Here is a 22,627-nt window from a genome sequence, read left to right as displayed (position 1 = left end):
ATCTTTTGTCAAAATAGTATCGCTTTCGGTCGTGTGCTTCGGTTGTTGTAAAACTACCAATAAAACGAATAACACCATTAATATCACAATGAATCCAATCAAAATAGCTGGGATCACATTTCTCGTCCTTTCGTAAGACCATCATCTATCATCTATCATCTACAATAGCACATCGATGCAAAAAGAAAAATCGCAAAGCACGTGATGTACATTGCGATTTCGTCATTAAGCTAAGAAATTTTGACCCATTGGCAATTTGAATCCCATGTAAAGAACGGCAAATAGGAAAACTGCGAACAAAATCCAAAACATCGTTGTCGGTTTGTTTTTCTTTTGACGTACTAAAATCATTTCCATCATACCAATTACTAAAATACCTAAAAGAAACTTAATTCCATATTGCATGCCCATACCGTAATCCATTGCTTCAATAAACAATGCACCACCTGTAATGATTGTTAAAATATAGAATAATCGTAATGCCATGTGAATACCTTTAGATTTTGATACGAAGGCGCCCACTAAAAATAACACTAATGCCACTACCCAAGCGGTAATGTGCAAATGTGTTGAGCTTGTTAAAAAGTCCATGTTGTCCCCACCTTAATTTTCTTTCTCAGCATTATACTACCATAATGGAAAGAGGCGATTCAAATATAAGAGTCTTGGATTCATACTAGATCATATCAATCAAAATAAAAAGATTCACAGAAGAATCACAAATTCTTCTATGAATCTCGTAGATTATTCAAATCGATTTGATAACGTTCCAATACCTTCAATGGACACTTTTACTTCATCGCCTGATTGTAGGAATACAGGTGGAGTCATTCCTTTTCCTACCCCAGAAGGTGTACCCGTTAAAATTACGTCCCCTGGTTCTAATGTGATATATTGAGATAAAATTGAAATTAAATTTTCAACCGTAAATAACATATCTTTTGTTGAACCATTTTGACGAACTTCACCGTTCACTTTTGTAACTAAACTTAAGTTTTGAGGATCAGGAATTTCATCTTTTGACACAATGTACGGCCCCATTGGACATGTTCCTTCTAAGCTTTTTCCAATGAAGTATTGTACATGACGATCTTGTAAATCGCGCGCCGTAATATCATTTGCAATCGTATAGCCAAAAATATAATCAATTGCTTGGTTTTTAGGAATTTCTTTTCCACGTTTCCCGATGACAATTGCTAACTCACCTTCATAATCTAACGATGCTGTTTTGGAAGCATGGATTGGCAATACTTGTTCATCTGCCGCAATCGTAGTAGGTGCTTTTGTAAACACGACTAAATCTTTTGGTGCAACTTCTCCACCCATTTCTTTGACATGGGCATCGTAATTTTTCCCGACACAAATTATATTTTTAGGCGTTCTTGGAATTGGTGAAAGCCATTCAATCGTTGTAAACACATGTTTATATTTTTCTACTTGATCTGACTCTTTCGCAGCTTCTACTAACTTACGAATCTTTTCTACAAAATCGAAGCCTAAAGCCACACCGTCAATAATATTTTCTGGAAAAGAAGGAAGAACATTAAGCTCTTCTTGGATTTTTAATACATCCCAAACCGCTTCTTCTTTTTTTACTTTTGGACCAAACTTTACTTCCCCATTCAATTTAAACGATAAAATCTTCATAAATAAAGGCTCTCCTTCTACTTTTCCACGTTTTATTCAATCTGTTTTTCGTTAGGGAAAAGTTCCCCTAGTAAACTAACATTTCTTAAATACTATCATACATCAAATTTTCTGAAATTGCTCAGTTTTCAGATGATATTTTCTTATAAGTTAATTTCTTTACGAGCAACTCTAGCGGACCTTGTTTAAATTTTGTAAACCATAATTCTGCAAAAACAATTTGTATGAAAAAGATCCCAATCGCAATGATTGTCCCCATTTGTACATCAACTTTTCCATATAATCCAAATCCGAAGTTATAGAACATTACGGTACAAATAATGGACTGCATAATATATAGAGTGAGCGACATTCGTCCAGCTTTTGCGAGTGGTTTTAATAGTTTTAGTGCAAATGGAAGGTAACAAAGACAAACGATTATGGCAATATAGCCTATCGAAAGAATAGGACCCCCTATATACACCTTTAAATAATCTAATAAATACGTACGTGTAAAGATGTAGGGTGCACTTTTAATGAATAGACCTACTGCTACAAAACTAATCGCAATAATCATCCAAAACACTTTTAATTCCTTTGCGCGCTCAAGTAAACGCCATTTTGCCGCAGCAGCACCGATTAACATATAGGGTAAAATGGTCATAATCGCAGCAATCCACATTTCTGGACTCATTTGAACCGATAAATCTACTAACCTTTGAAGAAACGCATCCATCCAATTACCTGTTCCATAGGCAGTAATAGCATTCTTGATCGTCGTAATATCTACCGCTAAGTTCTCGATTTCAGAATTAGCAACCCCCATTAATACAAAAAGGGCGATTAGAAATAAATGCATAAAACCATTAATGACTAGTCCAAAGGTAAGTAACCAGCCCCCACTAAATCGGATAAATAGTAATAGGAAGAAACCACAAAAGGCATACGTTGTTAATATATCGCCCCACCAAATAAAAAATGCATGAAGTAAGCCAATACATAATAAAATAGCAAGCCGTTTTGGACCAAATTTATAAAAGTTTGTACCTGTTTGTTGTGCTTTCAAAAATTGCATCGTTAACCCATAGCCAAAAAGCATTGAAAACAAAGGATAAAAACTACTTTGTACATAAATATCCAAAGTTTGATGCCAAATGATGTCTTTTGCATCCGTGAACCAATTGGTTAAGTCTAAGATGTGCGGCATTGGTAAATAAAACGCAAACATATTTACTAGTAAAATCCCTAGTAAACTTACTCCGCGCAAAATATCGAGCGAACTAATTCTCTCCTGTAATGTCGTCGGTTGAAAATTCACAATCTGTTCTCCTTTAAATTCTTCGTCTTATTGTAAAAAATTGTGTCACTGATATTCTACAATATTTTACTCCAACTTTTAGAAATAACAGCCTATTAATTGATTAATTAACAGGCTGCTGTTTAAATGTTACTAATTTAGACGAAGTTCCTTTTGCGCATTGTATAAATATAATATTTTTTCATCCACTTGTAAGTTTAGTACAGATTCAATGGCTTGACTATAAATTCGAAGTTGAACTGCATAGCGCTTTTCCATTTCATCCTTTAATGCTTGTTCTTGACTAAAGGAAGGTAAAATTTTATCGGTTTTATAATCGAGCAACACCCATTTCCCATCAGCATCCTCGATTAAACAGTCAATGATCCCTTGTACAATTTGTGAATCCCCAACATCGTCTGTGAGGCTCATCGTAAATGGTATTTCCCTATGAATTTGTCTTGCATGAACAAACCGTTGACCAATGGATGTAGCGAAAAATTGCAATACCTTTTCCGGTTCAACAACTTTTATTTCTTCATTCGTTAATAATTTTTTCTCAACCAATGCTTGCAAATAGTTCTGTACGTCAGCTTCGTTTGTAAATCCTTCTTTCGGTGCATGTTGCATAACGGTATGAACAACGGTACCAATTTCAGTTGCAGTTAAAGCTTTTTCCTGTAAAAATAATGGTCGTTTATAGGTGCTTGTCGATTTTGTTTGAAGAAAATAAGTATCCGATTCTTCCTCACGTTGCAAATTTTCAACTCGTTTGATTTCAGATACACTTGTTTTTGATTTTTTCGTAATGGACTCTTTAAATGGATACGTCGTGTTAAATCGTTGATGCAATTGTTCTAAAAGATGCTCATCCACCTCTTGATCTAATACATCAATGGATTCATTTTCTTCATCTGTTTTCAATGAATGCATGAACGTTGTGTTTGAAATTGCGGACACTTGCCATTTAGAAGGATGTTCAATTGCAGTAAACGGTTCATCACTATAATTTTCAAAACAAGCATGTCTTGCGATAGCCGGACCAATCCAATCTAAGTAGCTTTTTGCACGGGCGCGTAAATAATCTGGTAACATGGCATCCCGAGCAATCTGTTGTGATTCACACCAAGTAGCACGTGTCTTATCCCAATTCTTTACAGAGCCGACTAAAATAAGACGTTCTTTTGCTCGTGTCATCGCAACGTAGAGCACTCGCATTTCTTCTGCTTTCATCTCAAGAATTTTCTTCTCTTTCATTGCTAAAAAAGGCAAACTCGTATACATAATTCGATCATCTGGGTCAATTGCTTTAACCGCTAACCCAAATTGTTGGTCGAACAAATACGGATTACTAAAATCCATTTGATTAAAACTTCTACCTAATCCTGCAACAAACACAACTGGGTATTCAAGTCCCTTAGAGGAATGAATTGTAACCAATCGAACCACATTATCTTTTTCACCAATTGATTTCGCTACGCCTAAATCGTCGCCTCGCGATTTCATCCGATCAATAAAGCGAAGGAAGCGGAATAATCCTCGAAATGAAGTTTTTTCATACATTAATGCGCGGTCATGAAGCGTGCGTAAATTGGCTTGACGTTGTTTCCCATTTGCCATGGCTCCAACCATTTCATAATAATTCGTATCTATATAAATTTGCCAAACTAAATCAGATAAAGACCCTCTACGTGCTAAGTTTCTCCATTTATCAAGCTGGTATAGGAAACGTTGAAGTTTTTCAGCTGTTGCAATATTTAAACCACTTCTTTCCTCTTTTACAAACATTTTTACTGCTTCATAGAAAGGAACTTTTCGGTCGATCAGTCGGATAAGTGCTAATTCATTTTCATTGCATCCAACAAAAGGTGCTCTTAGGATAGAAGCTAATGGAATATCTTGATATGGATTATCTACAATATTGAGGACATTGAGCATAACCATGACTTCTAATGCTTCAAAATATCCTTTTGATGATTCTGCATAAAGAGGAATTTCTGCTGCTTTAAACTCTTCTACTAATTCACTTGACCAAGTCATCGAACGCATTAGAATGACAATGTCACGATATTCTAATGGACGGACACGTTTTGACGGATCTTTTTCTTTTGCATCATACACAGTTGCGCCATTATCCATTAGCTCACGAATACGCTTAATGATATATCGCGCTTCTTGTTGGGATTTTTTCAATTCCTCTTCCGTTTCTAATTGTTTCAATTCGAGTTCGTCAGTTTCAGTTTGTTCCGGTTGTGCTTCTGCTTGTTCTTCATATAGAATCGTTAATTCGATAGGCATTTCTACTTCATCATAAGGTGCACTAGGTTTAAGACCCGCTTTTTCATCATAAACAATTTCTCCTACCGTCTCACCCATGATTTGTTCAAAGATAAAGTTCGTTCCATGCAGTACTTCTTCTCGGCTTCGGAAGTTAGCATTTAAATCAATTTTTAATCCATTAGTAATTGGCTCTTCTTCAAATTGCGTGTACTTATTCAAAAAGAGCATGGGTTCAGCAAGGCGGAAGCGATATATGGACTGTTTCACATCGCCCACCATAAACAGGTTCCCATCTGCTTCACTACCGCTTTTTACGATTTGTACGATGGTTTCTTGTAACATGTTGAATATGGATAGGTAAGCCTTTGAATTCATCTCCAGCTTTTCCCCCCATTCACACCGTACGTGAAAGTTTCCCCTCATACGGCGTTCCATCAGTTCATAGCTCTTAACTTATCATTTCATTTCCAGCTTTAGCTCTTAGCTCATTTACTTTACAGATTTCAGTTTCCGATAACTTTAATTTTTGAAGGTATTTTAAGATGGTTTCTGACAGTGTCGCATGAATAAGTTTATGGACATCTTTTAAAATAAATGTCAGATTATTGTAACGGTCTGTTCCACCAAACTGTGTAGGAATTATGTGATGTAATTCCATATCAAATAATTCAAGCGTTCTTCCTGTTACCGCACATCTTCCTTGTTGAGCGATGTACCTTGAAATCCGATTATCGTTATATTCAATACTTCGATTTTGTACTGGATTTTTCATTAAGTAACGAATTACCTCTTGTGATGTTGTTTTGACCGTCTTGTGAATTAAACTTCTACCCTCTTCTGTATAGTTATTAATTTCTTGTGTAAAGTTCTTTGGATTTTTATGTTTCACACCATCAATCGGAAATATTGCTACACCAGCCACAAAAACTGCTTTTTTATTTAAGTAATCTTTATAATGCGCTCGGTAGTATTTGCTTAGTTCTCCTTTTGAGGTTGAAGCTTTCCATAAGCTGTTGTATAAGGTTCGTTTGACAGTAAATGCGATTTCACTGAAATCTTTTGAGACCATCGTAGCTTGTTGATAAAAGTTTTGTAATCCTAAGATTGTCGCATTAAATTTTGATACTTCTGTGGCTATAGGATTCTTTTTCACTTTTTGAATATGCTCTTTGATTTTGACTAAGGCTTTTTGTTTTGCTTGTTCACTCATATGTGACTTCACAACTTGTTTTTTACCTTTAGGTACGACTTTAAGTTTAAAGCCGAGAAATTGAGAGTAATTTTTGCGTAAGTTAATGACTTTCGATTTTTCTTGACTAATTTCTAATTGCAGTCTTTCTTTCAGCCATTTCTTTACTGCTTCAAAGATTTTAAAAGCGTCTCGATGATTACGACAGAATATTTTAAAATCATCTGCGTATCGGACAATAAACATTTCTTTTAAATTCGAAGTTCTTAACATTCGATATTTCCATGTTTTATCTAGCCTCATTTTGCCACTTATGATACGCTTTCTATCGTAGTTCTTTTTTGTTTCAAATGTCTCCCATTGACTACTTATCCACCAATCCAATTCATTTAATACAATGTTGGATAACAGAGGAGACAATATGCCACCCTGTGGCGTTCCTTTAGCAGGTGTGCCCACACCTGCTATTTCTGCTTTTAATAGCTTACTTACGATACTTAATACTCGCTTGTCTTGAATCCCCAAATGCCACATTTGTTTTAATAACTTACCGTGATGTACATTATCGAAGAACCCCTTAATATCGATATCCACTACATAATGTAATTTATTTTTATTTGCTAACGTTACTGCTCTTGAATACGCATGTAATGTACCTCGATTTGGTCTAAATCCATAACTATGAGGATGAAACTTTGCCTCACAAATAGGTTCTAGAATTTGTTTGATACATTGCTGAATAATGCGATCTTCAATTGTAGGGATACCTAATGGGCGAATGCCCCCATTTGGTTTTGGTATTTCTTTTCTTCGGATGCGTTGTGGCTGGTAATTCTGTAATCTTTTACGAACATACCTTATAAGTTGATCTATTTCTTTTTCAGCGAGTGATAAAATCGTTGTTTGGTTTACGCCAGGTGTAAAAGAACCTTTATTTTTCTTTATATTACGATACGCTAGTAAAATGTTTTCTCTCGCAGTTATAAGTTCATATAACTTTGTAAATTTTCTATTCTTCTTACTCTCTAGGTAAAGTTGGTCTAGTTGTGCCTGAAAATCATAATATTCACTGTTTCTCAAAGCTTGTCTCTTTAAAACTTTTGTTGCCTTCGCTGTTTCAGTCAATGTACTCACCTCTATCCACCAAAGGATATTTCAGTGATTCCATTTCTCTTAGTCATACTCGAACCTGAAAATATGAAATGTAATGTTAGTGTTCTATTCACTGACTAATGGCTATCCCTCCACCGCTTGTTATCACGGCTTCACTGGTACTGTGCCATCACTTTCACTAGTTTAAAATGAAGTTATACTTCCGCTTTCCTTCATACCGCATCATCGAGTGCAATCTCTCCACGTAACCAGCTTCCCACGTTCCAAGAATCCTATCTATACATACAAAATCCTTAGGTCATTCCTTTAGCCCTGTTAGCTGGATGATGCCTATAACATCATAAGGTATTTCATAAAGACGATTCTTACTCTACCTCACTAACCCAAACAAGTTGGACTGCCCTTTCGAACAGCTATACCTCTAGAGCCGTACATTCGGAATTTTGTCATTAAATAATTTTTTATTTAAATTCTAACCATAGATTTTCTTATAGAGCCCCAGCCTATCTACCACACAAGATACCTCTATCCCGCTTTCCTTCTTTCGATTAGGGTGATATTCAGCTGACTTCACCGAGCTTATAACCTCATTTTAATTGCATAAAATGACGCTATTCGGAGGATTAGGCTGAGCCTTTCAGAGCGTTACCTCGTCATTCGACTCATCAGATTCTTAGTTCTTCTAACATTTGTTAGTGGCTAATCTTTTCAATTAGCAACGTGTCGCACCGTCCTGGTACTCATCGATTAAAACTTCTTTAAAACGATTGCGAAAATCATCTGCAATCGGTGATGGTTTTAACATTCCACCTTCTTTAACTGTTAAGATTTCTAAGGCATAATGCTCTAAATCCGAAAAATCCACTAATCCGCGTTGTGACTTCGCTTCTGTGAACTTCTCACCAAACCTCTCCGTTAACTCTACTAATGTTTGGATGATTGGAGCCATTAAACGGATTTCTTGCAATAATCGCTCTGGTTTTCTTAAGAAATATGCCTCTTTAATTTGATTTACCGACTTTTTCGCCTGATCCCGTTTCTTCTTTGCCCTTTCTTTTAAATCCGGATCACAATCACATTTTTTCCGAGATAACGTTGACCATTTTAGAGTAGAAAAGAAATCATAAGCATCTTGCCAAGTCCCATATTGAATCCGTCGAATTGCCTCATCAATCAAGACAAAATCCAAATCTGCCGTTTCTGCATAAGTAAATGGGCCATCTGGTTTTAATGTATATTGACGCATTTCTTCAATTTGCGCTCGTGCTTCTTCTAAACTAAATTGGATGGCGTTTTTTAAAGGACCAATAAAATCTAATTCATCAATTGTCACTTCTTCAGGAATATCATATTGTTCAGGTAAAGAACGTAACCACTTTGTCGGGTCTGGGTGTACCCGAGAAGTATCATATAATTTGCCAATTAAGATTTCGATCGCTTGATCATCTCGGTCCGATGTAAAACTATCTACTAATCGATAAACCGCATCTACTTTTTCCTCATTCTCATTGTCATAAGCTTCTTCTAGTACTTGGGCTAGAACATCATCACGAAGTAAGGCTGATTCACCTTCATTGGCAATCTTAAATCCTGGATCGATATTAATTAGATACGCATACTGACGAACGATTGCTAAACAAAAGGAATGCAAGGTTGAGATTTGTGCTTTATTTACTAAGCTTAATTGCCTGCGTAAATGCTGATTGCGTGGATCTTTTACAATCTCTTTTTCAAGCGCTTCAGCCATTCGATGGCGCATTTCCGCTGCCGAAGCATTTGTGAAGGTTACAACGAGCAATTCATCCACGTCGATTGGATGATCTTTTGAAATAACCTTTTCAATCATACGATTAATTAATACTGCTGTTTTTCCAGAACCCGCTGCAGCTGACACAAGGGTATCTTGTCCAGATGCCCAAATTGCCTTCCATTGTTCATCTGTCCATGTAACATCTGGTCCTTTATTTGGAATCGATAGACCCATCTCTTTTCAACTCCTCTCGTATTTTCGAAACAATTGTTGCTGGTTTATCTGCGTGAAGCTGATGATACACTTGTTCATTATCTGTTGGGTCAAATTGACAAACCGATTTAAAACTACAGAAGTCACAACCCGTTCTACCTTTCAATCGATATGGATGAATGCGAGCTTCCCCGCTCATAATGCCTTCACCAGCTAGTTGGTGTTTGTTTCGAACATATTGGCTAATTTGCGACATTGAATCAGGTGGTACAACGCGAGATTTAGATTGCGATATGCCGCCATCTTTTGAACTAATAAACGCAGGAATAATTTTTGAATATCCACCTTCTTCTAACTCTTCATCCATCGCGATAAGTGATTCTGCATTTTCCGTTAAAAGACCGCGCATTTTATACTTTTTCATTCGTTCTAATTCTAATGTCATGTCATCTAGCTCTTCTTCGATTTTTAAAATCGGATTATGAACATGGACATATAAAACGCCAGCAGGATCGACCTGACCGTCAATCCAATGGTTTGCATTTTTAACTGCAACATCTAAATACGTTAATAGTTGCAAGGATATTCCATGATATACTTCATTTAAATCCAAATCACGACTAGACGATTTATAATCAATTACACGTAAATACGTTTTATCACCAATTTTCGCACTATCAATTCGGTCGATTCTTCCCCGAATATTCATTTTTCGGCCGCCCTGTAAATCAATTTCAAGCGGAGGAAGTGGTTCATTTGGTCCGAATGCCGCTTCAATGGCAATTGGCTTGAAGAAAGAAGCTTTCGCATGTTGTGAAAGAGCCATCATCGTCCTTTCCACAATGCGAATTAACTTTTTTTGAATATAGCGATAACGTGCACTACTTAATAGAATTTGGTGAGAGAATACTGGAACGATGGATTCCACCGCTTGACGAGCCAATTGAGCACATTGAGTACGTGTTAGGCGATTCCATTGAAGATTTAATCGTTCTGTTTCCTTCGTAATCCATTTCAATGCTTCATGGAAAAGATCACCTACTGCAAAATTTTCTAAACGATAGATTGCACGTTCCTCTAGTCGTAAACCATACGTAGTAAAATGCGAGAATGGACAGCGATAAAACTTTTCTACTCGTGACACACTCGATGTCAGCTCATTTCCATATAATTCTTCTGTGATTTGCGGTCTTAATCTTTGCGCTTCGTTTTTCTTTAATAGGGGGCGCATCACAACTTGCAATGAATCTTTCCAGTATGCATCCTTTTCATAAAATTCTCTTAATGCTAGCCATTCCGGTGCAAGTTGATTTGAATATTGAGCTTGTCTTAATTGCATAATTAAAAAGGCAAGAGAAGTTCTTGGATGCTGGATATAGGACAAAACGTTGTGTGGCTCGAGTTCTTCTATTGGATCAATGAGCACTCGTTTGTGTGATAACGTTTTTACCCCATCTATCTCAAACAATTTGTGTAGTCGATTTATATATAATGAAGGTAGTAGTGCTTTACTTTCTTCGTTTGAACTAGAAAATGTAATATACAATCGATCAGTTGGTGATGAAAATGCACGGTAAATTAAAAATGCCTCTTGGAGCAATCGATGTTTTGATGTTGGTGAAAGTTCCGTATCAATTTCTGCGAACCATCCACGATCACTATCTGTAATTAAGCCCTCATAATCGATCCGCATCGGATAAACGCCATCATTAACACCAATTACAAATACAGTATCCTTGTTGTCAAATCGAGAATATTCAACTGTCGCAACGGTCACTTCATCAACTGATGGTGGAATATTTGAAAATTGTAGCGTATCGTAACCTTCATCTAAAATTTGAGCGGCCTCTTCAATCGATAATTTTTGATCACCAAACATAATGACAAACTGATCCAGCACGTTAATCCAACGATTCCAGGCTTGATCATGCTCACTCGCTCCGTGTAGCTCATGCTCTTCCAGTTCAGCATCTTTTAACGCTTGCAATTTATCGAATATTTGTAATTCCTCAATACATCGATATAAACACTGTGCAATCTCTTTTCCTGTTTCTGCATTTTTTAGTTCACTTTGCAATTGTTCAAGTGGTTGCTTAATAATAGCTTTCATTTCATCTAATATTTGTTGCATTTTTAGTTCTTCATCTGTCTGCTGTTTGGAGAAAAATTCAAGACCACGGTATTTTTTATAGAACCATCTAGAATCCTCAAACCAACGATACCCATATATACCTTGTGCAATGACAAAGTTTTCTAGGATATCTGCTTTCTCCCGCATTTCTTTTAAATTGCTATGTAAAGGGAAAAATAAATCAGTTTTTACACTTCTAAATACCGGTTCATATTGCCAATTCGATGTGATTACTTCTAAAATCGACCGACTAAATTCAATTAATGGGTGATGTAGCATCGCTTTCTTTTCATTTGTAAATACAGGAATATCATATTGCTTAAAAATTGTAGTAATTAATGGATCGTAAAGGTCCGCCTGTCGATACATAATCCCTATGTCTTTGTAGCGAACATTTTCCTCGCGTACGAGTCGACAAATTTCCCGGGCAATCGCGTGGACTTCTGCCCGTCGATTTGCCCCCTCAATAATTTCAACAAAACCGTTTGCTTGTTGTTGAGTAGGTACGGGCTCGTGAAATTGTTGTTCGATATGATATAAATCCTGATTGTTATAACGGTAGCATGTTTCTAAATGAAGGCGTTGTTCCATCTCTACTTTAAAGTTTTCAGCTTCTTGCTTTAATTTATCGTACATAACAGCAGGACGATAAAATACCGCTTGGTCATCATCTTTATCTTGCTCATTTTCAAAAGGAAGGACGATTGTTACACGTTTGGCAAAAGATAATAATTGCTTTACAATTTCAAATTCCCTCACTGTAAAAACAGTAAAACCATCTATATAAATATGCGCTTCTTTTAGTTTTTCAGAATTTTTAAGTTGTTGTATTAATATTGGATAAAAACCATCACTATCAACATAGCTATCACCGAGTTTTTCTTCTATTTTTGATAAGATGATTTGTAAGTCCTTTGTTTTTGCGATTAATGTGTTAGGGGCAGATGAATGCTCTAATTTTCCGATTACTTCACTTAATGCAGCACTATCAATGTTATATTGACTAAACTCTTTGATGAGTTGTTCAACTTCCTCCGTAAATCCACGTTTATCTGCTGCTTGTCGAAATAAGGTGAATTCATCTTTATTTTCAGCAAGTAGGCGACGAATGAGCATGCGATAACCAATTTTGTCAATTTGCTCTTTTGCAATGCCCCCAGTTTCTTGAAGGATATACCACGCTAAACGTTTAAATGTCATCACCTGTGCGCGGACAATCCCACTGATTCCGTAGTTATTGGTCAACATATATTCTGCCTGATAGGACATTTGATCGGGCACGATTAAATAAATAGGTGCACCTAATGGATGTTTCTTTAATTCATTGACAATTTCGTTATGGATGAACGTTGTTTTACCTGTACCAGCTCTTCCACTAATTACTCTTAACGACATGCTAATCCCCCTTATCGCTGTTTTTGTCATTATATACAGAACAAATGTTCTTGCCTTGTATTATTTTGTTCTTTTTTATCTTTTTCTTTCATCTTCTTAAAAAAGTCTTTCTCTTCTATTATAATATTTTTCTGATATAATAGTGAAATTCCCGCTCCTTCATATAGAAAAGTGAAAAAAGAGCAGTTTATAATAACCGCTCCTTCTTCACTGATAATTTAACATTTTTTTGCTCTGATATTGCTTTTAAATCACGTTCTACTTTTTTATTTAAACGCTTTTCTATTGCCTTTCCAATAATCCAAAGAAGGAAAATGCCTACTCCAGCCATAATTAATTTTATTGGATCCGTAAGTATCGCTCTTATGTCATAACCTAATACACTCATACTTGCAATCATAACAAACTTTCCTGCCATAATAACAAACAGATAATATTTTTTCTTTATATTGGATAATCCAGCAACAATATTGACAAGGACGGACGGTGTAAATGGGAAACAAAGTAAAATGAATAATGGGCTTAAACCGCGCATATCTACCCACTTAATGAGCTTTTGCACTTTTTCTTTTCGAATAAACCATTTTAATTTTGGATGCTTCCCAAACCGACGAACAATTAAAAAAACAACATACGAACCTAAAACCGCCCCGATCCATGACAGAAGGAAACCAATCCAAAGCCCATATGAACTTGCATTGGCTACCACAATAACAACGAGAGGTAAGAATGGTAAAAAGGCTTCGATGAAAGGTAGTAAAATGCCTATTAGTGGTCCAAGTGTCCGATACTGTCCTGCTAAATGCTCAATGTTCTCAACGGTAAACCATTCGCTCACCTGTACCACCTCTATCGATATTGGATTATTAAATGTAGAATTGTTAACTCATTTGAAGAATTGATATATTGATGCTCTTGCGCTCCAGAAAAAACTAGTGTCACACCTTCCTGTAACTCTTCGCTTATACCACCAGCTTTAACAGTGACTTGTCCCTTAATGACAGTCAACGTTTCTTCAACACCTTCTGAGTGTGCTTCACTGCTATGTACGACACCTGGATCCATTTCGATTTTATATAACTCCCAACCTCTTTTAGGATCATATGGAATAATGGAATAAACACGATACTTTCCATCTTCTTCAGACACAACCGTTGACTCTTTTTCATCATATTTTTGAAAGTGTTCTCTTGGTGGTTGTAATAAAGAAGAAAACGATATTCTCATACCTGATGCAATTTTCCAAATGGTTGAAACAGTCGGATTGGATTCCCCTTTTTCAATTTGAGCAAGTTGCGCTTTGCTTACATTTGTAGCTTTGGCAACATCATCTAAACTTAAACTTCTTTGCATGCGTATTTTTTTCAATTGATACCCAATATTTCGACTCATTTGCTCCATAAATACACTCCAACGAATTGTTTATTTAAATAGACAGTTGTATACTATAATAGACAATTTTCAAAATATTATTGATTATTCTATTATAATATATAAATTCATTCAATATTTTCTTTTCAAGTGACAACGATGGTACATTTTGAATAATTGTTTTGTCTATTATTGCATTTATAAATTACTAGTTTACTATGTTCAACAGGAGGTTTTACATGAGTCTCAGTACGCAAATAGGAGTAAAGGAATCTGTTACAGAAGATTCTTTTATCCAAGGGGTTAAAGATTGTATTCCAACCCTTTTAGGTTATATTAGCATAGGCTTAGCTTTTGGGGTAATTGCCATTACATCCAATCTTTCCGTACTTGAAATCTTTTTACTATCGGTCCTTGTCTACGCAGGATCTGCACAATTTATTTTTTGTGGCTTATACCTTGCCGGAGCACCTTTTTCCGTTATTATCCTGACAACCTTTATCGTCAATTTACGTCATTTTCTCATGTCTCTTACTGTTGCACCGAATTTAACAAGATATTCGACTTTACGAAATGTTGGATTTGGCACATTACTGACCGATGAAACGTTCGGAGTTGCCGTAACGAAAATAATGAAAGAAAAACATATCGGTGGCAATTGGATGGATGGCCTCAATTTAACGGCTTATCTCACGTGGATTGCTTCCTGTACATTAGGTGGAGTTTTAGGGAAATGGATTCCAAATGCAGAAAATTGGGGTCTTGATTTTGCTTTAATTGCCATGTTTGGTGCATTGCTCGTTTTAAATTTAGTGGATGTTGGTAAAAGCAAACTCATGCATTATTTAAAACTGATTGCACTTATGGCGATCATTTTATACATTCTTTTATATTTTGTACCTGGTCATTTAGCGGTCTTAATCGCGACGGTTATTGTTGCCACAATTGGGGTGGTGACGGAAAAATGACAACCTCACTTTCTATGATTTTATTAATGATTGGTTGTGCTCTTGTCACATGGCTACCACGAGTCATCCCGTTTATTTTAGTACGAAATGTAGAATTACCTGATGTTGTTTTAAAGTGGTTAGCTTATATACCGGTTTGTATTTTAAGTGCCCTCGTGCTTGAGTCATTATTTTCTGCAGAAGGTGCTTTTGTAACGTTCGATTGGTTAAATTTAGCTGCCTTCATCCCAACAATGCTTATCGCCATTACGACAAAGAGTTTATCCAAAACTGTCGTTGTAGGTGTACTGACGATGGCTATTTTACGTTTCTTTTTTTAACCAACAAAAAAGGGGGGCGTCCGAAAAGTGATTTTCGAACGCCCCCCTTTGCGACGAGGATAGTGACAATTTATTGTTACTACCGCAGGAGCACAGATTTTTAACGAAATTATATTACTAGAAGCATAGTTGTCCAGAAAGTGTAATACTTTCTGGACAACCTCTTATTTTATTCTGCAATTAATAGCCCAATTTGATAATGATCTTCGTTATGAACAACATGTTGTGTTAAGCGAAGTTCATTTTGATGATTTAATACTTCTAAACGACAGTGAGCTGCATTAATTTGTAATGCTTCATACAATTCATTTTCAGTATGCACTTCAATACCGTTCACTTTTCGAATAATCTCACCAATACCTAATCCCATTTTTTCAGCAGGGGAATTTGGTAATACGCCGGCGATCATGACGCCACTCGATTTTGCCGATACCGCATAAACATCTTTTGTTTGCCTTGATGCGGAGTAAATAGCGATTCCTAGTCGTGCAATTGCGCCTATGATTAGAACAAATATCCCGATTTCTGGGAAAAAGTAAGCTACTAATCCGCCTATAATCACTAACTCCCCTAAGATTAACACCTTCCGTCCTAATCTTGGAAAATAGTGTATCGGTAATGTATTGCGAGTCAATTGCTGGAATGCTACTCCAAATGGAAATACCACGAATGAAAATTGCGTTGTTCCTAGTGAAAACTGAGGCCACCAGGGAAAATACGCATCAATGACATTTCCCGGAATCACGACAAATATAGGCAAAATCCAAAGTTTTTTACTGAAAAACGCAACTGCCTTTAAACCCCGTTTTGAATGTTCAACGATTGGGGAAGCGAACTGTGCTCCTCTTTTTCGAATCAGTAATCCTTCTGCGACAAGCAACAGCCCTGCTAAAATCGTAGCTGGTACAACAGCTCCTTCATTAATGCCAGCCCCATCAATCCTTGGACCAACTACCGTAAATGACCAATTAAAATATTCAATTAACCATAATACAGAAAAACTAACCATGATTAATATGATTGGCGATAGAAGATGGAACACGTAAATGATTAATGTCACACAACTTACTACAGTTAATATGATTAATAAATCTACAGGTAAAGTTAGTCCCAATACAATGGAAAGAAAAGAAAGAATGACGGCAAATAAAAATCCTTCCTTTAATAATCCAATTGCTTCAGACCACCCCCATAATAGACGAATATGGAAAAATTTCCGTTCTCTTTTCACACGATAATAACCTAGTAAAATTGCTACAAAAATTGCAATATATAAAACCGGATTAATAAAGAGTTTTCCTATGGCGATCATTATTTCAAATATTAGATCCGTTATCACTTTTTCACCACCCGTTTTCTACTAACTATTGCCATTGTAACAAACGGGCTACGAAATTCGTAGATATAAACTTACTATTTTATAAGAAAAGCTACAGCAGTTCGCTCAGGAATTCCAACAGTTCGTTCCCTTGCACCTAAAAACTTCTTTAAATATCACCATCAAGTCGATGTAGCATTACACTTAGACCCATATTTAATTGTGCATCGTTATCAGTATCTTCTTTATACTTAATAATCTGCTCCCGAACATTTGTAAAGAATTCATTGTCCATATAGCGACCTTCTTTTAAATCGTTCTTCTCACGGTACAGTGCAACAGCATCCCCAGTATCTTCATCGTAGAAACCATCCGTACGATTCACCGTATAGCCAAGTGCACTTAACACTTTTTGAGAGTAGGCAACTTCTTCACTAAAATCACCCTCTGCAAATTCCCCAGTAATTGGGATCACTTCCATTGAGAAGAGAGGGTGTTGCTCTACTTCGATATCCGCCTTAATTCCCTTTCCATGAATCCACTCACGATTCGGTGTTAACCATTTATTTGTTGATAATTTTATTTCGCCGCCATTTTCTAAATCCCATGTTTCTTGAACCGTACCTTTACCAAAGCTTTTCCCACCTACAACTAGGGCACGTTCCCAGCTTTGAACTGCACCAGCCATTACTTCACTTGCTGAGGCACTTCCTTCATTTTGCAATACCACAATCGGAAGTTTACTCATTTTGTCTAAATAAAATTTTTCTTCTTCAATCGCTACAGTTTTTAAAGGTTCCATCGCCCCTGCACCATTTTGCATATAAGCAAATACTTGATTTTTCTTTTCAATACTACTTACAACAGCAGCTACGCTATGTAAATAACCACCCGGATTATCTCGTAAATCGACAATTAATCCTTCCACATCTTCACTAATTAATTTTTTCGTTGCTTCAACCCATTCTTCAGCTGTTTTTTCTCCAAACATTGAAATGGAGATATACCCAATTTCTACATCTTTCCCCACTGGTAACACTTTCGAACTAACTGTTTTGTTCGCAATTTCAGCACGTTCCACACTCACTTTAATGTGACGTTCAGTGCTTGGACGATATAAAACAAGCGTTACTTTTTGCCCTGCTTCCCCTTGAATTAACTGCATCAATTCCCCAATCGTTTTCCCCTCAAGTCGTTCATTATCAACTTGTACAATTTCATCAAATGGACGAATCCCAGCTTTTTCTGCCGGTGAGGATTTAACCGGAGAAACGACAATAAATTTACCATTCTTTTCTGTAATTTCAATTCCAATTCCGACACGTTGTCCAGCTAAAGACTGCTTGTGCAATGCAGCTTCCTTTTCATTATAGTACGTACTATAAGGATCTTGAATCGCATCGGTCATTCCCCTTAAGGCACCTTCAATAATCTTTTCTTGGGCCGTTCCGTAAACAGATTTTTCTGTGATAAGTGAGTAGGCTTGGTCAATGACAGGCACTTCACTAACTTTCGCAACTTCTTCTGTTGCACTCCATTTTTGCCATACTATAATGCTGACGGCAATAATACAAATTGCCCCAAGTAATAAAAAAATTCGGCTCTTTCGCATTTGTGTTTTCCTCCTCTCGTTCAATCTATGAAAGAACAACAAAGGATAACACATACAAAAGGCCGAAATTTAAAAGAAATGTGGAAGCGACTAAGCGACTCGCCTAGCTGATCATACATGTAACATAGTTGAGTTTACGTGCGGTTTTCACTGATTTATGTGCGACTTTCTACACTTTACGAGCGGCTTTTCCCAACTTACGTGCGATTTTCTCAATTTTAACAAACTGTACTAATTTAAATCTTTCACATGCTCTCTTAACGCATCTTGATCTAATGGGCCGACGATATGTTTTTGGATACGTCCATCGGAATCAATCATAAACGTGGATGGGATCGTTAACACTTGGTAGGTTTGATTAATCCCCTCTTCTTCCATGAGTAAAATTGGAAACGTCAAATTATAACCATTCGCAAAATTACGCACATCTTCAATGGTACGATCGGTATACGTTAAATTAACTGCGACGATTTCCACATTATCTTTTTCTGCATATTTTTCATAATAATTTTGTAAATGCGGCATTTCTTCTTTACATGGAGGACACCACGTCGCCCAGAAGTTGAGGATCACCTTTTTCCCCTTAAAATCCGCTAATGTAAGCGTTTCTCCATCTAGTGTTGGCAATGTAAAGTTGGGCGCAATTTGTCCTTTTTCTAACCCTTCTTGATCGAGTTTCATTTCCTGACCGAGTGCATAGTCACTAATTGCTTCATCAGCTTTAATTTGATCATTTATATATGTACCCACCATAATAACAACAAGCACTATTACAACAAGTAAACCAATGATTTTCTTCTTCACGTTCCACCCTCCGAAAAACTAATTTAATTCGTTCGTTTTATTATTTCAAGAATAGCACAAATTCTATTATTTAATCTATTTTGGCTAATATCTCCTGCTATTTGTCTAATAACTAAATGATTTTGGCTAATATCTCTTGCTTTTTGGCTAATAAGTCCATCCTCTTTAAAACAAAAAAGCAGACCAGCAATGATTTTTCAATCACTGTTGGCCTGCTTTAATTGTTACAACGGAATATAACGTAGAGGGTTTACGTTTCCAGGAACTTGTCCTTTCCATGTCCCGATATGCACCTCAAAGTGTAAATGCGGGCCAGTTGAACGGCCTGTGCTACCCATTTTTGCAATTTGTTCTGCTTTTCCAACAGTTTGTCCAACGCCTACACTATATGAACTTAAGTGAGCATAAACTGTTGTATAAATATCGCCATCCATGTTGTGTGTAAGGATTACGACATTCCCATAACTTGAAAGTGGACCTGCGTACGTTACAACACCACCTGCTGCAGCAACAATTGGTGTACCTGATGCATTTGCTAAGTCAATCCCATAATGGAATTCAGGACCTGCACCAATATTACGCCATCCGTATCCACTTGTTAATCGACCATTCGTAGGTTTTGTCCAATCGCCAGCCGATACAGTTGGCAATGCACCTGGAGAACCTGAAGCTTGGTTTTGACGAGCTAATTCTAAAATACGATTTTGTTCTGCAATAATTTTATCTTGTAACTCTTTACTTACTTCTAATGCTTCAGAGTATTCTTTTTCTAATAATTTTTTCTCACTTGCTAGTTTTTCTTGCTCACGTTCAAGCTCATCCACTAGTTTATTCTTTTCTACTTTTTGTGCGTCAAGAGAAGCTTTTAAATTATTTAGCTTTGTTTGTTTTGCTTCCAGTTCTTTTTTTGTGTTTTCCAAAGTCAGCTTTTGTTCTTCAAGCTTTTCTTTATCAGTTTTTTGATCGCGCATAATTTGACGATCAGCTTCCATCAATGTGTTCACAGCTGAGAAGCGATCAATGAAATCTACAAAACTATTAGCTCCTAACAATACATCGATATAGCTAACAGAGCCATTTGCTTGAATGGCGCGAGCACGTTCTTCAAGAAGAGCATCACGTTGATCAATTTTTTCTTGAAGTGCAATGATTTCTTGTTCCAAAGCGGCAATTTCATTATTTGCCACTTCAATCTCTTTCGTAACAATTGCAATTTCATCATTCGTTTTTGTAATTTCTTCACCTAATTTAGAAATTTGAGCGAGTAATTCCTTTTGTTTGCCTTCAATTGTACTAATGGCACTTGATTTATCTTTTATTTGACTATTTAATTGATTTTTTTGTTGTTCAATTTGTGATTTTTGGCTTTTTAAATCATTTAAACTAGTAGCATATGTAATTGGCATTTGTATTACTAGAAAAAATGCCACCATTGCCACAAAAAGTTGGAATGGTTTTTTTTGAAAATTTTTCACCCAAATAGCTCCTTCCACTTGTTAAAAATACTGTTAGATTTTAAGGAATCTTCTCACAGACATAAAACTACCCCAAATACCAATGAACATTCCAAGGGCTAATACTAGCACGTTGACTTGGTATAGTAATGGCGTAACATCTAGTAGTTGGATTAATTCTCCTTGAAGTCTTGGTTTTACTACTTTGAATATATTGTAATATACGATTGAAACCACTGTTATCGGAATAATGGAACCAAGTATTCCTAACCACATTCCCTCTAAAACAAATGGTATGCGGACAAATGAATTTGTTGCCCCGACCAATTTCATAATTTCAATTTCATCTTTTCGAGCAATAATCGTAATACGAATTGTGTTTGATATTAAGAAAATTGCCGTAAATAATAGACCTAATATTAGAACTAGACCAACATTTCGACTTGTATTAAGAAAGCTAAATAGTTCCTCTACTTTACCTTCGCCATATACAACTTGATATGTATTTTCAAGTTTCTCAATTTTTTTTGCTACTTTTGGTGTTTGCTGTGGTTCAGTTGCCTTTACATAAAGAACATTTCGTAGTGGATTACTTTGTTCAAATAGGCTCAAATCTTCGCCATAATCTTCAACCAAATAATCTAGCTCCTGCTCTTTTGAGGAATACACGACTTCTTCCACACCTGCTAAATTTTTAATATCGGCCATTAGCTTCTCTTCTACTAATTTTGCCTGTTCAGCATCTTCAATAATATCAATTAGTACTTTAATTTCCACATCATTTTCAATATCGTCTGCTACTTTGTTTAAGTTCATCATGATGATGGTGAAGACACCAACTAATAATAACGTAACGGTAACCGCACTAATCGAAGCAAAGGTCATCCATCCATTTCGCCCTAACGACTTTAAACTTTCACGGAAATGGCGTTGGAATGTTCTACCCTTCATAACCGTAGTCACCTCCGTATACGTCTCGCACAATCATGCCACCTTCAATGGTAATTACTCGTCGACGAATGGTATTAACAATTTCGCGGTTGTGCGTAGCCATGACGATTGTTGTACCACGAGTATTGATTTCTTCAAATATGTTCATAATTTCCCAAGACGTTTCTGGATCAAGATTTCCGGTAGGCTCGTCTGCAATCACTACTTTCGGTCTGTTCACGATTGAGCGTGCAATGGATACACGTTGTTGCTCTCCACCTGAAAGTTCACTTGGAAACATGCGGACTTTATGTTTCAATCCAACTAATTCTAGTACTTCCATTACGCGTTTACGAATCATTTTCGGATGCTCTTCAATTACTTCTAGGGCAAATGCGACATTTTCATATACATTTAACCGAGGTAATAGTTTAAAATCTTGGAAAACGACGCCTAATTGACGACGAAATTGTGGGACTTGTCTATTTTTAAGAGTTGCAAGATTTGTTCCTGCAATAATTACATCTCCGGAAGTCTGTTTTTCTTCGCGGTACATCAATTTAATAAAAGTAGATTTTCCGGCACCGCTCGGACCTACTACATATACAAATTCGCCTGGTTTTATATCAACAGTAATTCCGTTCGCTGCAACAACACCGTTCGGATATTTCTTTACGACATTATTCATTTGAATCATCAATAAACCACCTAAGTTCTACAAGAATTGATTTTTCACTCACCTACCATTATAACATTCATTGATACAGATTTTATTACATTTTCGTTTCATTGTAATGTCGGTTCTTTCTTGCATTAAAGAATTTTTCCTTTTACTTATGAGGATTGAACTATTGTT

15 protein-coding genes and 2 pseudogenes are annotated in these 22,627 nt (G+C 36.4%); 2 read left to right on the top strand and 15 right to left on the bottom strand.

Annotation, left to right across the window (positions count from 1 at the left end):
- Positions 1 to 225 precede the first annotated feature (225 nt).
- The 9 genes and pseudogenes from EK386_RS07015 to EK386_RS06975 all read right to left on the bottom strand — a co-directional run bounded on the left by EK386_RS07015 (position 226) and on the right by EK386_RS06975 (position 14,395).
- Positions 226 to 591: a YisL family protein gene (locus EK386_RS07015; protein WP_126658327.1), complete on the bottom strand. Its 366-nt coding sequence runs from the start codon at positions 589 to 591 to the stop codon at positions 226 to 228.
- A gap of 153 nt (positions 592 to 744) precedes the next feature.
- Positions 745 to 1,647 carry a fumarylacetoacetate hydrolase family protein gene (locus EK386_RS07010; RefSeq protein WP_126658326.1) on the bottom strand — a complete coding sequence of 301 codons (903 nt, stop codon included), beginning with the start codon at positions 1,645 to 1,647 and terminating at the stop codon, positions 745 to 747.
- A gap of 121 nt (positions 1,648 to 1,768) precedes the next feature.
- A complete protein-coding gene (locus EK386_RS07005; protein ID WP_126658324.1) occupies positions 1,769 to 2,944 on the bottom strand; it encodes a DUF418 domain-containing protein in 1,176 nt (391 codons plus the stop codon).
- 132 nt (positions 2,945 to 3,076) lie between these two features.
- A pseudogene (addA, locus tag EK386_RS07000) lies at positions 3,077 to 5,548 on the bottom strand (helicase-exonuclease AddAB subunit AddA); the annotation flags it as partial.
- A 103-nt stretch (positions 5,549 to 5,651) separates the two neighbouring features.
- A complete protein-coding gene (gene ltrA / locus EK386_RS06995; protein ID WP_246027607.1) occupies positions 5,652 to 7,526 on the bottom strand; it encodes a group II intron reverse transcriptase/maturase in 1,875 nt (624 codons plus the stop codon).
- A gap of 709 nt (positions 7,527 to 8,235) precedes the next feature.
- A pseudogene (locus EK386_RS06990) lies at positions 8,236 to 9,489 on the bottom strand (UvrD-helicase domain-containing protein); the annotation flags it as partial.
- Positions 9,467 to 12,994 (bottom strand): helicase-exonuclease AddAB subunit AddB, encoded by a 3,528-nt coding sequence (addB, locus tag EK386_RS06985; RefSeq protein ID WP_126658318.1) that lies wholly within the window; start codon positions 12,992 to 12,994, stop codon positions 9,467 to 9,469. The pseudogene EK386_RS06990 and the gene addB, both read right to left, overlap by 23 nt.
- A 187-nt stretch (positions 12,995 to 13,181) precedes the next feature.
- Positions 13,182 to 13,832, bottom strand: a complete 651-nt coding sequence (locus EK386_RS06980; protein WP_126658316.1) for a TVP38/TMEM64 family protein — start codon at positions 13,830 to 13,832, stop codon at positions 13,182 to 13,184.
- A gap of 11 nt (positions 13,833 to 13,843) precedes the next feature.
- A complete protein-coding gene (locus tag EK386_RS06975) occupies positions 13,844 to 14,395 on the bottom strand; it encodes a helix-turn-helix domain-containing protein (protein ID WP_126658314.1) in 552 nt (183 codons plus the stop codon).
- A gap of 209 nt (positions 14,396 to 14,604) precedes the next feature.
- Here EK386_RS06975 and EK386_RS06970 point away from each other — a divergent pair, with 209 nt between their 5' ends.
- The gene (locus EK386_RS06970; RefSeq protein WP_126658313.1) at positions 14,605 to 15,333 is read left to right on the top strand and encodes an AzlC family ABC transporter permease; all 729 of its coding nucleotides are present in this window, start codon (positions 14,605 to 14,607) and stop codon (positions 15,331 to 15,333) included.
- Entirely contained in the window at positions 15,330 to 15,653 is a 324-nt protein-coding gene (locus EK386_RS06965; RefSeq protein WP_126658312.1) for an AzlD domain-containing protein, read from the top strand. Before EK386_RS06970 ends, EK386_RS06965 begins: the two co-directional genes overlap by 4 nt.
- 169 nt (positions 15,654 to 15,822) lie before the next feature.
- Here the strand turns inward: EK386_RS06965 and EK386_RS06960 are convergent, their stop codons facing one another.
- The 6 genes from EK386_RS06960 to ftsE all read right to left on the bottom strand — a co-directional run bounded on the left by EK386_RS06960 (position 15,823) and on the right by ftsE (position 22,468).
- Positions 15,823 to 16,992, bottom strand: a complete 1,170-nt coding sequence (locus EK386_RS06960) for a PDZ domain-containing protein (RefSeq protein WP_126658311.1) — start codon at positions 16,990 to 16,992, stop codon at positions 15,823 to 15,825.
- Between the two features lie 148 nt (positions 16,993 to 17,140).
- Positions 17,141 to 18,583, bottom strand: a complete 1,443-nt coding sequence (locus EK386_RS06955) for a S41 family peptidase (RefSeq protein ID WP_126658310.1) — start codon at positions 18,581 to 18,583, stop codon at positions 17,141 to 17,143.
- 231 nt (positions 18,584 to 18,814) lie between these two features.
- A complete protein-coding gene (locus EK386_RS06950; protein WP_246027606.1) occupies positions 18,815 to 19,387 on the bottom strand; it encodes a peroxiredoxin family protein in 573 nt (190 codons plus the stop codon).
- Positions 19,388 to 19,611: 224 nt separating this feature from the next.
- On the bottom strand, positions 19,612 to 20,862 hold the full coding sequence (locus EK386_RS06945) for a murein hydrolase activator EnvC family protein (protein ID WP_246027605.1): 1,251 nt from the start codon (positions 20,860 to 20,862) through the stop codon (positions 19,612 to 19,614).
- Positions 20,863 to 20,895: 33 nt separating this feature from the next.
- The gene (gene ftsX, locus EK386_RS06940; RefSeq protein ID WP_126658309.1) at positions 20,896 to 21,792 is read right to left on the bottom strand and encodes a permease-like cell division protein FtsX; all 897 of its coding nucleotides are present in this window, start codon (positions 21,790 to 21,792) and stop codon (positions 20,896 to 20,898) included.
- Positions 21,782 to 22,468, bottom strand: a complete 687-nt coding sequence (ftsE, locus tag EK386_RS06935; RefSeq protein WP_126658308.1) for a cell division ATP-binding protein FtsE — start codon at positions 22,466 to 22,468, stop codon at positions 21,782 to 21,784. Before ftsE ends, ftsX begins: the two co-directional genes overlap by 11 nt.
- Positions 22,469 to 22,627 lie beyond the last annotated feature (159 nt).

Source organism: Lysinibacillus antri (genome assembly GCF_003977595.1).
Lineage (GTDB): Bacteria > Bacillota > Bacilli > Bacillales_A > Planococcaceae > Ureibacillus > Ureibacillus antri.
Note: the sequence above shows the minus strand (reverse complement) of the source record. Positions and strands in the feature narration are given on the sequence as shown.